The sequence below is a fragment of the Actinosynnema sp. NPDC004786 genome, assembly GCF_053601135.1.
In genome coordinates this window covers 17,559-30,567 of the sequence record NZ_JBSGBG010000027.1, presented here as the reverse complement: position 1 = coordinate 30,567, position 13,009 = coordinate 17,559, and the positions used below count along the sequence as shown (strand labels likewise).

The 13,009-nt window shown below is 74.4% G+C and carries 12 protein-coding genes; 3 read left to right on the top strand and 9 right to left on the bottom strand.

Annotation, left to right across the window (positions count from 1 at the left end):
• Positions 1 to 103: 103 nt before the first annotated feature.
• Positions 104 to 772 carry a DUF1990 family protein gene (locus ACWEFJ_RS23500; protein WP_449715039.1) on the bottom strand — a complete coding sequence of 223 codons (669 nt, stop codon included), beginning with the start codon at positions 770 to 772 and terminating at the stop codon, positions 104 to 106.
• 532 nt (positions 773 to 1,304) lie between these two features.
• On the opposite strand from ACWEFJ_RS23500, the gene ACWEFJ_RS23495 reads away from it, so the two are divergent.
• From ACWEFJ_RS23495 to ACWEFJ_RS23485, 3 genes are all read left to right on the top strand, one after another.
• On the top strand, positions 1,305 to 1,925 hold the full coding sequence (locus ACWEFJ_RS23495; protein WP_449715038.1) for a hypothetical protein: 621 nt from the start codon (positions 1,305 to 1,307) through the stop codon (positions 1,923 to 1,925).
• 134 nt (positions 1,926 to 2,059) lie between these two features.
• Positions 2,060 to 3,178 carry a glycoside hydrolase family 43 protein gene (locus tag ACWEFJ_RS23490; protein ID WP_378085635.1) on the top strand — a complete coding sequence of 373 codons (1,119 nt, stop codon included), beginning with the start codon at positions 2,060 to 2,062 and terminating at the stop codon, positions 3,176 to 3,178.
• Between the two features lie 264 nt (positions 3,179 to 3,442).
• Positions 3,443 to 4,726 (top strand): cation:proton antiporter, encoded by a 1,284-nt coding sequence (locus tag ACWEFJ_RS23485; RefSeq protein ID WP_449715037.1) that lies wholly within the window; start codon positions 3,443 to 3,445, stop codon positions 4,724 to 4,726.
• Between the two features lie 75 nt (positions 4,727 to 4,801).
• Here the strand turns inward: ACWEFJ_RS23485 and ACWEFJ_RS23480 are convergent, their stop codons facing one another.
• From ACWEFJ_RS23480 to ACWEFJ_RS23445, 8 genes are all read right to left on the bottom strand, one after another.
• The gene (locus tag ACWEFJ_RS23480; RefSeq protein ID WP_449715036.1) at positions 4,802 to 6,217 is read right to left on the bottom strand and encodes a LuxR C-terminal-related transcriptional regulator; all 1,416 of its coding nucleotides are present in this window, start codon (positions 6,215 to 6,217) and stop codon (positions 4,802 to 4,804) included.
• 309 nt (positions 6,218 to 6,526) lie between these two features.
• Positions 6,527 to 7,594, bottom strand: a complete 1,068-nt coding sequence (locus ACWEFJ_RS23475; RefSeq protein WP_449715035.1) for a methyltransferase — start codon at positions 7,592 to 7,594, stop codon at positions 6,527 to 6,529.
• Positions 7,595 to 7,649: 55 nt separating this feature from the next.
• Positions 7,650 to 8,450 carry an SDR family NAD(P)-dependent oxidoreductase gene (locus tag ACWEFJ_RS23470; protein ID WP_449715034.1) on the bottom strand — a complete coding sequence of 267 codons (801 nt, stop codon included), beginning with the start codon at positions 8,448 to 8,450 and terminating at the stop codon, positions 7,650 to 7,652.
• Positions 8,451 to 8,529: 79 nt separating this feature from the next.
• Positions 8,530 to 9,357, bottom strand: a complete 828-nt coding sequence (locus tag ACWEFJ_RS23465; protein ID WP_378085644.1) for an SDR family NAD(P)-dependent oxidoreductase — start codon at positions 9,355 to 9,357, stop codon at positions 8,530 to 8,532.
• A gap of 51 nt (positions 9,358 to 9,408) precedes the next feature.
• The gene (locus ACWEFJ_RS23460) at positions 9,409 to 10,257 is read right to left on the bottom strand and encodes a TIGR03621 family F420-dependent LLM class oxidoreductase (protein WP_378085646.1); all 849 of its coding nucleotides are present in this window, start codon (positions 10,255 to 10,257) and stop codon (positions 9,409 to 9,411) included.
• 11 nt (positions 10,258 to 10,268) lie between these two features.
• The gene (locus ACWEFJ_RS23455; RefSeq protein ID WP_378085648.1) at positions 10,269 to 10,853 is read right to left on the bottom strand and encodes an NADPH-dependent FMN reductase; all 585 of its coding nucleotides are present in this window, start codon (positions 10,851 to 10,853) and stop codon (positions 10,269 to 10,271) included.
• Positions 10,850 to 12,031, bottom strand: a complete 1,182-nt coding sequence (locus ACWEFJ_RS23450; RefSeq protein WP_449715033.1) for an MFS transporter — start codon at positions 12,029 to 12,031, stop codon at positions 10,850 to 10,852. Before ACWEFJ_RS23450 ends, ACWEFJ_RS23455 begins: the two co-directional genes overlap by 4 nt.
• Complete coding sequence (locus ACWEFJ_RS23445) at positions 12,024 to 13,007, bottom strand: LLM class flavin-dependent oxidoreductase (protein WP_378085652.1); 984 nt, start codon at positions 13,005 to 13,007, stop codon at positions 12,024 to 12,026. Before ACWEFJ_RS23445 ends, ACWEFJ_RS23450 begins: the two co-directional genes overlap by 8 nt.
• Positions 13,008 to 13,009: the final 2 nt, after the last annotated feature.

The window sequence follows — 13,009 nt, the reverse complement described above, 5'->3', positions numbered from 1 at the left end:
CCCGCCCGGTGGTCACGTCAAGGCGACGGCGCGCTCGTCATCGAGGCGGTCGCAGGGCGGGCCGCGGTCGCCACCGGCCACCCGTCCGACGGGGCGGCCGCCGTCACCGCACCGGATCGGGCACGCACACACCCCATCCGGTGACCCGCTCCACCGCGGTCGGCGCGACCGCCACCGGCTCGTGGACCAGGCGGCGCAACCGCAGACCGGCCCGCCGGTAGAACCGCAGCTGCACGCGCCGCCCGAACAACCGCCACCCCCACCGCATCCACCACGGCGCACGCGGGTGCAGTTGCGAGTGGCTGCGCGCGACGAACTCCACCCGACCGGTGGCGTGGTCCTTGACCACCGAGTAGTCCACCCGGCCCCGCTCCAGGTGGCCTTCCAGGGTCTGGTAGCCCCAGCCCCACGTCGTCCGCCCGCCGCCGGTCTCGTCCCGCACGTCGGTCACCCGCACGCCCATCAGGAACCGCAGCCCCGGCAGCCGCGCCTGCAGCAGCATGTCCCGCCCTTCCAACGGCGAGCCGGGCTCGTAGTACGCGCGCACGATCCCGGGCGGGCTGAACTCGTACCCGGCCACCAGCGCCCTGGCCCGCCACCACACGCCGTCCTCGACCGGCGGCCCGACCGCCTCCCGGCCCAACTCGTGCCGGTGCACGTCGAACGTCCACGCCGGCCCCCGCACCTCCGCCGGGTCGTAGTTGAGCCCGCGCCCCGCGAGCGCCCGCAGCAACGACCCGACCTCCACCCGACCGGACCGGACCACCCGCACGACGAACCTCCCGCGACCGCCCACGGGTACCCGCGCCCGCGCCCGGGACACGACAGGGCGGCCACCGATCTGGACACGGCAGTGTGACGGGAGGAGCGCGGCCAGGTTGCCGCCGCGTGACGGGCCACCCCGCCGGCAACGGTCGACCACGCGCCGCCGGACCCGACCACGCGGCACCGAGCACGCGGCACCGACCGAGCGGCACCGGCCGATGGCCGGGTCACCGCCGACCGGCGGCACTCGGCCACCCTGTCCGTGCTCGTGCCACCCCGCTGCCGTCGCCCGACCACGCGCGGCGCAGGGTCGTAGGACCCTATCGGGGTGCTCGCCGGTCTGCCACCGTTCGACGGACCATCGCCGAACACGCCCGCGGCTCCCGCCGTCGCGTGCTCAGGAGGCACCGGAGGTCGCCACGATCACCACACCGAGCAGGGTCGCGCGGGTCGTCCTCGGGAGGGCCGGCGAGTTCGACGACCTCGACGCCGCGCGGTGGGCGACGGCGTACGCCCGGCGCCGCGGCGACGGCACCACCGTGGCACGGCCCCTGAGCCCGGCGCCGGGGCACCCCGCCGCGGACCCGTCCGTCGCCCACGCGCTGGTGGCCGAGTCGTCCACCGCGGACCTGATCGTCACCGGGTCGCAGACCGGGGCCGACCGGGCTCTCGCGCTCGCCGTGGCCGCCTCGGCGCGGTGCCCGGTCGTCGCCGTCCCGCCCGGTGGCGCGTGGCGGGGCGACCTGCCCGCGCTGATCGGCGTGGACGAGCACCTCGCCGTGACGACGGCGCTGACCGGGTTCGCCCTGGCCGCGGTGCTGGGCACGGGTCTGCGCGCGGTCCGCTGCACGGGTGGGCGACCCGCCGCCGGAACGCCGGGCGCACCCGCCGTGCTGGGCGACTGCGCACGCCGGCACCCCGGCGTGCCGGTCGACGCGCGGGTGGCCCGGTCCCACCCCGTGAGCGGACTCCTCCGCCACGCCAGGCTCGCCGCCCTGCTGGTCGTCGGCTGCACCCCCACGGGTGAGCGGTCCACGAGCCGCCGCCTGCTCGACCGCTCCCCCGTCCCGGTCGTGCTGGTCGGCCCGCGGGTCGCCGACCGGGAGCCTGCGGCCGGTCGGGACGACGTCACGTCAGGCGATCGGGTGCCCTCACCCTGACCTGCCCGCTCTCGGCTTCAGGAGCGGCGTCCGGCTCGCTAGTCTTGACCTCCCTGTCGCGCCACCGTCCCACGACCGCAGCCGCCGGAGGACGTGCGGGCACGCGCGGTTCCCTGCACCGCCAAGGAGCCCCCATGCGCACCTCCTCCGGCATCGGACGCACCACGACACCGATCAGGCGACTCGCGGCAGCCGCCGCCACCGCCGCACTGCTGCTCTCCGGGCCACCCGCCCTCGCCGCCGAACCGGACGCGGCCGACGCCTGCGGGTTCTCCGCGCTGGGCCGGACGGGCCTGCGCGCCGCCGACCCGAGCGTGATCCGCGTCGGCGGCAACTACATCTCGGCGCAGGTCGGCGGCGGCGGCATCCAGGTCCGCCAGGCGTCGTCCCCGGACGGCCTGGCCGCCGCGCCGGCGCGCCTGGTCTGGCGCGACGCGGACAACCTCGGCTCGGTGTGGGCGCCGGAGATCGTCCGCGACAACGGCCGCTACTACATCTACTTCACGGCCGGCAACGACTCCGCGCACCGCATGTACGCGATCAGCTCGACCTCGCCGGACACCGGCTACACCCGCGAGGTCCGGCTGGCCCTGCCCGGCGACCGGTGGGCGATCGACGGCGTGCCCGTGACGTACAACGGGCAGCGCTACTTCATCTGGTCGGGCTGGGAGTGCACCACCAACGTGGAGCAGAACCTCTACATCGCCCGCATGGCCGACCCGCTGACCCCGGTCGGCAACCGCTACGTCATCTCGCAGCCGCGCGAACCGTGGGAGCGGGTGGTCGGCGACCCGTTCATCAACGAAGCGCCCGAGGTCATCAAGGACCCCAACGGCCAACTGCACGTCACGTACTCGGCCAACGGCAGCTGGAGCGAGCAGTACTGCGTCGCGGACCTGCGGCTGCGCGCCGGGGGCGACCCCACCTACGTGTGGGACTGGTACAAGTCCAACGGCTGCCTGTTCGGCTCGAACCGGGCCACGATGATGACCGGGTGGGACCCCACCCTGTACGTCAACGGCCCCGGCCACCACACGTTCGCGCTGCTCGACGGCGACATCGCCACCAGCCCGCCGGCCGGCCCGAAGTTCCCGATGATGTACCACGCCGTGGCCAAGGGCACGCCCTACCACTGGGACAACCGCTACTGGTACACCGGCACCTTCGTCTGGTGGGGCAACACCACCTACCGCCGCGCCAACGTCCCCGGCCCGACCGCGGACACCGGCTGGAGCCTGAAGTTCTTCGAATAGGGCGGCGGCGGCCCGGCGGTCGCACCGGCCGTCGAGGTCTCCCCCGGAGTTCCGCAAGCACAGGCCCGGTCGCCCGCGGCGCCTCCGGGGGCGGCCACCGGGGGCGGTCAGGGCGTGATGCGGTCGAGCGGCCTGCCCGCCGCTTCGTGGGCGGGCAGCGGCCCGTCGCGTCGGAGGGTTGGCGCGGCGGGCACGGGGGTACCTGTCCGGGGCACGCCCTGTCGAATGGGTGTTCGACGGCGGGGCTGCCGAGAGGAGTCGCTGGTGGATCCGGCTGCCGTGGCGTACGCCGGTGCCGGGGTCGCGACGCTCCTGGCGGCGTTGCTGCCGCGGGTGCTGGGCCGGGTGCCGGCCTCGATGCCCCTGGTCTTCCTGGCGGCCGGCGCGGCGGTGTTCGCGGTCTTCGACTCGCTGCCCGACCCCGATCCGACGCGGCACGGCTCGCTCGCCCTGCACCTGACCGAGCTGTGCGTGATCATCTCCCTGATGGGCGCGGGTCTGGCGCTCAACCGGCCGTTCAGCCTGCGGGGCTGGTCCACGACCTGGCGGTTGCTCGGCCTCACGATGCCGTTGTCGATGCTGGCCGTGGGGTTGCTCGGGTGGGGCGCGCTGGGCTGGGGCCTGGCGTCGTCGGTGCTGCTCGCGGCGGTGCTGGCGCCCACCGACCCCGTGCTGGCGGGCGAGGTGCAGGTGGCCGAGCCCGCGGACAGCCGGGACGAGGACGACGACGAGGCGCGGTTCGCGCTGACCTCCGAGGCGGGGCTCAACGACGGGTTGGCGTTCCCGTTCACCTACGCCGCCGTGGCGATCAGCGTCACGCCGCAGGAGTGGCTGCCGCACTGGCTCGCCGTGGACGTGGTGTGGCGGTTGGCGTGCGGTGTGCTCGTCGGTCTGCTGGCCGGGTGGGGGTTGCGCAAGCTGTTCTTCGCCGCGCCGTCGGAGAAGCTGCGGTTGGCCGAGCACGCGGAGGGCTTCGTCGCGCTCGCCGCCACGTTCCTGGCCTACGGGCTGACCGAGCTGGCCGAGGGGTACGGCTTCGTCGCGGTGTTCGTCTGCGCGTGCACGATCAGGGCGGGCGAGCGCTCCCACGGCTACCACCGCGTCCTGCACCAGTACGTGGAGCAGGTCGAGCGGATGCTGACGGTGCTGATCATCTTCCTGCTCGGCGGCGCGGCGGTGACGGGCCTGCTGGCCGGGGTCGGGTGGCGCGAGGCGCTGGTGGCCGCGGCGGTCCTGCTCCTCGTGCGGCCCGTCGCGGGCCTGGTCGGCCTGGCGCGCGGCAAGACCGGCCCGCGGGAACGGGCGGTCATCTCGTTCTTCGGCGTGCGGGGCGTCGGCTCGCTGTTCTACGTGGCCTACGCGGTGCAGTCCGGGCACTTCGCCGACCAGGACGCCGTCTGGCGCGTGGTGGGCCTGGTGGTGATCGGCTCGATCATCCTCCACGGCGTCACCGCGACCCCGGCGATCACCCTCCTGGACCGCCTCCGCACCCGGGCGGCCCGCGTCCGCCACGGCGACCCCGACCAGGCCCCGAACATGCCGGTCTGACCACCCCGCGACCGGTCGGCCCGGCGCGGAACCGGTCGGGGGGCGTCCGAACGGTGTCGGACGCCCCCCGGTGGCTCAGGACAGCGGTGTGAGGATGGCCTTCAGGTCGCGCCGGCCGGCCAGGCCCAGCTTCCGGTAGACGCGGGACAGGTGGAACTCGACGGTGCGGACGGTCAGGTACTGCTCCTCCGCGATCTGCCGGTTGCTGCGGCCGGTGCGGGCCAGTTCGCCGATCTTGCGCTCCTGCCGGGTGAGGCCGCCGGCCCGGTCCAGCACGGTCATCCTGGTCAGCGCCTCCTCCGCCCGCCCGGACCACAGCGCGTACCCCGTCCGGTTCGCGGTGTCCCGCACCGCCTCCAGCGTCTTGCGCGCCTCGCCGTGCAGCTCGCGCGTGCCCAGCGCCTGGGCCAGGTCGTACCGGGCGTGCAGCGCGTCACCCACCGCGCAGGTGCCGTCCAGCAGGGTCACCACCTCGCGCAGGGACGCGGGCTCGCCACCCGCGACCAGCGCCGCCGCGTGCGAGGCCAGGCCCACCGCGCGCGGGCTGCGCCAACGCCGTGCCGCCGCCATCTCCTTCGACACCAGCGCCTGGGCCAGGTCGGTCCGGCCCACCGCGTTCGCGCACACCGCCGCCCGCGACCGCCACGGCGCCACCGCCGGGTTGGTCACGCCCCACGCGGTCAGGTCGCGCCCGCAGTCCAGGAAGTCCTCCAACGCCCGGTCGTACTGGCCGAGCGCGAACCGCACCGCACCGCGCGCCATGAACAGCTCCGCGCGGTCCTGCACGTCGGCCAGCGCGCCGCCGAACCCGTGCTCCAGCAACAGGTCGTGCGCCCGGTTCGGCTCGCCCACGTCGACCAGCGCGGACGCCAGCCACGCGACGGCCACGCTGCGGATCTGCCGGCACACGTCACGCCGCAACGCCCCGGCGAGCACCTTGGCCGCGCCGCCCGGATCGCCGCCCAACCACATCAACCGCGCCACCAGCAGCACCACCACGCCTCGCGCCTCGCCGAGGCCGATCACGTCCGGGCTGCGCACCGCGCGGAGGCTGTGGTCCATCGCGGTGTTCAGCTCGTCGGCGTAGGCCAGGGCGAGGATCGCGCACCAGAACGCGCCCGGGTCGCGCACGCCGGGCAGCGCCAGCAGCTCCCGCGCGGTGGCGATCGTCTCGGCCCGGTCGACGCCCCGGTTGGCCAGTTGCGCGGCCCGCGCGGCGAGCCGCTGCTCCTCCGGCACGGCCGAGACGTCCACGCGCGCGCACTGCGCGTCCTCCGGCGACGGGCCTCCCGGCACGTACACCAGGCCGCCCAGCTGCGGCCCGCTCACCCCGTCCGGGCCGGTGGCGAGCAGGTCGACCACCTCGCGCACCACCTGGTCGGCCTCACCCCACCGGCCCCGTTCCACCAGCCGGGCCCGGGTCCGCCGCACCTGGTCCAGGGACAACCCGTCGACACCGAGGTTGTCGGGCAGTCGGCGCTCCGCCGGCACACGGCGGCGAGCACCGGCGGACCGTTCGACGTCGTGCTCCACACACACCCCCAAGATCCGCGCGCCCGGGCACCACGGCCACGGGCACGGCGCTGTCGTTTCGCCTCTGCGATCCCCCCGGCGCGCGGCGGCGCCGCCGAGGGGTGCGTGGCCACGGGGGTGTGGGCGCGCCGGGACGCCCGCCGGCCGGTGGTCCCGCCACCGCGTCCGCCGCGGTCGACAGCGCTTCCCACCCCCGTGGGATTCGCGGTCCCGCGACGCTGCGGGCCGGTGCACGGACCCGGTACGCGGTCCGTTGTCGGTTCGTGCTCAGATCGGGCGGAACGTCAACAATGTGACACGCCCCGCGCTCGGTTCTCCGACCGGCGCGAAACCCGCTTCAGCCCCCAGCCGGGTCCACTCGCTCCAGCCTCTTTCCCGACCACCCAGAATGGACATCATCTCGATATCCGAGAGCTTACCGAGATCAGGTACGCCTGAACGGGTGAGAAGGTGGTTCACAATCCACAACCGCGCGTCACGATCGTCGCCGATGGCCTCCCGGACGCGGGCCAGCACGCGCACTGCCTCGGCATCCGACCAATTCTGCAACGAGCGCTTGACCAGGTACGCGTCGAACCCCGGCGGCACCTTCTCGAAGAAATCGGTCTCGATCGCCTCCGCCCGGTCCGCCACCCCCTGACGGGCGAATTCGTCCGCCGCGCCGGCGATCGCGAGCGGGTGGTCGCACACCGCGCCCGTCACCCCGGGGTGGCGGCTCAGCAGGCCGGCCAGGAAACTGCCGCGGCCCCCGCCGACATCGGCGATGCGCCGGTGCCGGCGCGCGTCCAGGTCGTCGAACAGGTCGTACGTCTCGGGCCCGTCGTTCTGCACCATCGCCCGGTCGAACAGGTCCGAGGCGACCGGGTCGCGGCGCAGGTGCTCGTAGAACGGCTCGCCGAACAGGTGGTCGAACGCCGGTTCGCCGGTCCGCACGGTGTGCGCCACGTCCTCGTAGGGCCGCCACATCATCGGGTCGGTGAGGAACAGGAACACGTCCCGGAAGCCGCCCGGACCACCGGTGCGCAGGCCCTCGGCGGCCGGGGTGAGCGAGAACCGGCCCGCGCCGTCCTCCACCAGCACGCCCGCCGTCGCGGCGGCGGCCAGCACCCGGCGCAGCCGGGACGCGTCCACGCCCGCCAGCGCCGCCAGCTCCCCCGCCGTGCCCGGCCCGTCGGCCAGCAGGTCGGGGATGCCGAGCTGCACCACGGCGCGGAGGGCGCCGATCGACCACTTCACCGCCGCCAGGTGGAACACCAGTGCGCGCGCGTCGCCGCGAGCCGCCGCGGGCAGCACGGGCGCGTTCCCGTCGTCGGCCGCGAATTGTGCGCCGTCCATCACCGGACTCCCTCAGTTGGTTGATCGACCCCGTCCACCGCGCGCTCCCGCGAGGTCAGGACACCGCCGCCACGAACCCGCCGTCGACGCGCAGCACCGCGCCGGTCACGTAATCCGCCTGCCTGCTCGCCAGGTACGCCACGGCCGCCGCCACTTCCTCCGGCGTGCCGTACCGCCCGACGTCGTTCGCCACCCATTCCGCCGCCGCGCGCCGCTCGATCTCCGGCAGCTCGGTGCCCCAGCCCCGCTCCGGGCCGACCCGCGCCAACCACTCCCGCACGTACTCGACCATGACCGGCCCCGGTGACACGACGTTCGACGTCACGCCGGTGCCCTTCAGCTCGCGGGCCAGCGACACGGCGAGGTTGTGCCGGGCCGCGAGCGCCGCCGAGTACTGCGGCTGCAACGCGATCGGCTGGGTGGCCAGGCCGCCGCCGACCTGCACCACGCGGCCCCAGCCGCGCTCCCGCATGGCGGGCACGAACGCGTGGATCATCCGCACCGCGGACACCACGTTGACCTGGTACGCGGTCACCCACAGGTCCGGGCCCGCGTCCCGCCACGGCACGAGGTCCGTGCCGCCCGCGTTGTTGACCAGGATGTCGACCGGTCCGCCCGCCCGGACGGCGCGGACCACCTCCGCCGCGCCGGCGTCGGTCGCCAGGTCGCCGACCGCCACGTCCACCCGGCGGCCGTGGCCGCGCACCTTCTCCGACACCACCGCGAGCTTGTCCCGGTCGCGGCCGTGGACCACGACGTCCGCGCCCTCGGCGGCCAGCAGGTCGGCCACCGCCGCGCCGATGCCGGAACTCGACCCGGTCACCAGCGCCCGTTTGCCGCTCAGCCCCAACTCCACGAACACTCCTCGTGACGGTCGTGCGCCGACGGCCCCTGGACGAGTGAACCCGGTCTTCGTCCAGGGGCCGCTTTCCCAGTCAGCCCTCGATGCGGGCCAGCAACTCCTCGGTCAGCGTCGCCAGCCGGGCCGCGTCCCGCGGCGAGAACAGCCCGTTGTGCACGCTCATCTCCGAGTACAGGTTGAACGCGGTCAGCGGTGCGGCCGGCGGGTTGTCCAGCAGCCGCAGGATCGGCGGGACGACGGCCGTGGCGGGCTTGGCCAGCGCCTTCTGCTGCTCGATGTACAGCGCGGTCTGCGGGTCGAACTCACCCACGAACCCGGTCGACGTGGTGCCGGGGTGGAACAGCACGTAGCGCACCGGCCCGTCGCCGTGCCGCTCGGCGAACGTGACGCCGAGCAGGTCGTCCAGCCGCCCGGTCATGAACATGGCGTTGACGCCGTCGTAGCGGCGGGTGCTCTGCAGGTCGTCCCACGCGACCGGGGTGTCGTGCCCCGGGCCCGCGACGTTCACGATCACCGGCCGCTCGGTCTTCTCCAGCGCGGGCCGCAGGCCGTAGCTGAACAGCAGCCGGCTCAGGTAGAACAGCGCGAAGTTGTCCTCCAGGCCCTCCGCCGTCTCCCGCCGGTACGTGCGGAAGAAGCGCGCGCACAGCACCAGGCCGTCGATGGCCGGGTTGGCGTCCAGGATCCGGTCGATCACGCTGCGGTTGGTCGACACGAGGCTGAGGTCGGCCCGGACGAACTCCAGGGAGCCGGGGGCGCCGTCCGCCTCGCCGACCAGCGCCGCGCCCTTCTCGGGGTTCGTGCCGAGCGCCACGACGTGGTCCCCGCGGGAAAACAGCGCCCGCGCCACGGCCGCGCCGATGCCGTCGGTGGCGCCCGTGATCACGAATGTCCTCTTCAACCCATGCTCCCTGGTTCTCGTTCTACGGTATTTGCCGCGATGAGGGCGAACTCAACGCATCGCCTCGATGACCCGGGCGAACGACATCATCTCGGGTTCGAGGACGCTGAAGTAGGAGATGCCGAATCGCTTGCGCGCCTCGTGCAGTTGCTCCACGCACTCTTCGAGCGTGCCGATCAGCATTGACGGCAACTCGACCAACTGGTCGGTGGTGAGGTCCAGGTCATTCTGCCACACATCGGTGACCGCGTGATCACCGCCCGGCGGCAATACGCGGTGCACCGGAATGTTGAGTTCGACGTCGTGCACCCGGTCGCCGAGGTGCGCGTGCACGAATTCCACGCGATGTGTCAACTCCTCGACGGTGCCCAGTTTGAGGCCGTCGCCGTCGCGGACGCGGGTGGTGCCGGTGAGCGCGATGACGTCGGCGCGCTCGGCGGCGAGCCGCAGCACCCGGTCGCCCCGGCCGGCGACCAGGACGGGCGTCGTGGTCGTCTCCTTGAGGTGGTCGACGGTGCGCTCCAAATGGGCGACCCGTTCGGCGGCGGGCGTCCACGGGATGCCGGCGGCGTCGAACTGGCCGCGCTCGTAGCCCGCGCCGAGGCCGACCTCGACCCGGCCGCCCGAGTACCGGTCGAGGGTCCGGATGTCGCGGGCCAGCACCGCGGGCTCGTAGAACGTCGTGTTGAGCACGAGCGTCCCGAGGCGGATGCGCTCGGTGGCCTCGGCGGCGAGCACCAGGGTGGGCAGCGGCGCGGGCATCCCGAGGTGGTCGGACACCTGCAGCACGTCGTAGCCCAGCTGCTCGGCGAGCTTGGCCTTGGCCACCCACTCGGCCCGGTCGACGGGCGTGAAGACGGTGACGGCGAAGCGGAACGGTCGCTCGTGCACGGTGGTCACGCGCTCCCCCTTCAGTACGGGCGCGCGGCCCGCGCCGCGCGCAGTGCCGAGCCCCACCAGGCGAGCCGGTCGAGCATGACCTTCGCGGCGGCCTCGCTGCCCGCCGCGTCGCGCGGCGCGCCGTCCACGAAGAGGTCCCAGACGTTGGTGAAGCTCACGGACTCGCGGACGGTCGTGGCATGCAGTTCGGCGAACACGTGCCGCAGGTGCTCGACCGCGCGCAGGCCCGCGCCCGCGCCGCCGTAGGACACGAACCCGACGGGCTTGGCGTTCCACTCGGCGTTGTACCAGTCGATCGCGTTCTTCAGCGCGGCGGGCGGCGCGTGGTTGTACTCGGGCGTGACGATGACGAAGGCGTCGGCGGCGGCGAGCCTGTGCCCGAGCGCGTCGCGCACCCGCGCCGTGCCGTGGTCGGGCTGCCTGCCCGGCTCGGGCAGCACCAGCGGCAGCGGGTAGTCGAGCAGGTCGAGCAGGTCCACCCGGAAGTCCGGGTGGGTCCGGGCGACCTCCGCGAACCACCGCGCGGCGGTCGGCGCGAACCGGCCGTCGCGGACGCTGCCCACGACGACGGCGAGGCTGAGCGGTTCTCCGGTCATGACGGGACCTTTCGTGTGGTGGCCGTGCGGAGTCCGGCGAGGGCGACGGCGGCGCCGACCGCCGCGGCCGAGGTGACCAGCACCATCGCCGCGCGGGGCCCGCCGGTGGTGAGCAGCAGCGCGACCAGCGGCAGCGACACCACCGAGCCGAGCTGCACGAACGTCTGGTAGACCGGCACGGCCGCGCCGCGGCGCTCGGCCGGGACGGTCGCGGTGGCCTGGAGGTGCAGCGCGACGAACGACAGCACGAACCCGGCCTCGACCAGCAGCAGCACCGGCAGGACCGCGGTCGGGTACGGCTCGGCGGCCGGTCGGGCGAGGTAGAGGGCGTTGCCGGCGAGGCAGCACAGCGCGCCCGCCGCGATCAGCCTGGCCGTGCCGAACCGGCGCACCAGCCGGGGGCCGTGCGGGGCGGCCAGGACGAGCGGCAGGCTCGCGGGCAGCAGGGCGAGCGCGAGCTGCCACGGCGGCAGGTGCGCGAGCCGCGTGGTGACCAGCAGCATCAGCCCGATGTACGTGCCGTTCAGCACGGACGCGCCGAGACCGGCGCGCAGCAGCGAGCCGTCCCGCAGGACGGCGGCGTCCAGGGGCTGCGGCGGTTCGGCCGGCGAGCGCGGGACGACCTTCAGGCCGGCGACGAACAGCGCGAGCGCCACCGGCGCGGGGAACAGGAACGTCCAGTGCCAGTCGACCGCGCTCAGCACGCCGGACAACAGCAGGCCGGAGGTGAAGCCCGCCGCGCCGAACAGCGAGTACACCGAGACCGCGCGCCGCCGTGCCGCGCCTTCGAACACCGAGAGGATGATCGCCAGCCCGGCGGGCGCGGTGAGCGCGGCGCAGAAGCCCTTGACCACGCGGGTCGCGACGAGCACGCCGAGCGAGTCGGTCAGGCCCGCGACCACGGACGCGGCCGCGAACAGCAGCATCGCGCCCAGGTAGAGCCGCCTGCGGCCGACGCGGGCGGCCAGGTGCGGTCCCGGCACGAGCAGCAGCGCGAACCCGAGCGCGAAGCCGCTCATCACCCACTGCGCGTCCAGGGCCGTGATGCCGAACCCGGCGCTGAGCGGGGTCAGCGCCGGCAGCACCGCGGCGACCTCCAGGGCGTCGAGCAGCATGTTGCCCGACAGGACGAACAGCAGCGCCCACGCCTTGCGGTCCCGGTCGACGCCGTCACGCACGGGCGGGCGCCTTGTCCAGCAGGGGCGCCAGCTCGCGGCTGACCAGCTCCAGGTGCCGGGTCACCAGGTCGTCCGGCATCGCGGCGATGCTGGCCCAGAAGATGACGTGCCGGACCGGGAGCCCTTGGGTGCGTTCGAGGATGCGCGCGGCGGCCTCCTCGGGGGTCATGATCTCCAGCGCGCCCCACGGCCCCTCCTCGCGGCGGTCGCGGAACTCGCCCGGCTCCAGCAACGGCGGCGGTGGCGCGTCCGTGCCCTCGACGGACAGCTGCCGGTAGGTGTTCATCTGGTGCGCCAGGTGCGGCGCCACGCGCGGCCAGGCCGCGTCCGGGTCGTCGGCGAGCATCACCGGCAGCAGGTCGGACACGCGGGCGGACGCCGGGTCGTGCCCGCCCTCGACCAGCCCGTCGACGTAGTGCCGGAACATCTCGGGCGAGATGTGCAGCAGCCCGATCCCCAGCCGCCCGGCGATCCGGGCGCCGCGCGGGCCGTAGAACCCGCCCCACAGGGGAACCGGGTCCTGCACCGGCAGCGGCGTGATCCCGCCTTCCCGCCACAGCCGCTGGACTTCGCGGATGACCCGTTCGGTCTCGGTGAACCGGCGCGAGTGGTCCGCGCCGACCAGCTCGTACTCGGGCACGCGGTAGCCCGCGCCCAGGCCCAGCTCCAGCCGCCCGCCGCTGACGAGGTCCACCACGGCCGCCTCTTCGGCCAGGTGCGCGGGCCGGCGCAGCGCCGGCAGGGTGACGGCGGTGCCGATGCGGGCGTTGCGGGTGCGTGCCGCCGCCGCGGCGGCGAAGGTCAACGGCTGGGGCAGGTAGCCGTCGGGGAACAGGTGGTGCTCGGTGAACCACAGGCCGTCGGCGCCGAGCCGGTCGGCCTCCTCGCACAGCTCCAGGCTGCGCGCGTAGTGATCCGCCCACGGTCGTTCCCACTGCGCCGGGTTGCGCAGGTCGAAGAGGAAGCCGACGTCCATAT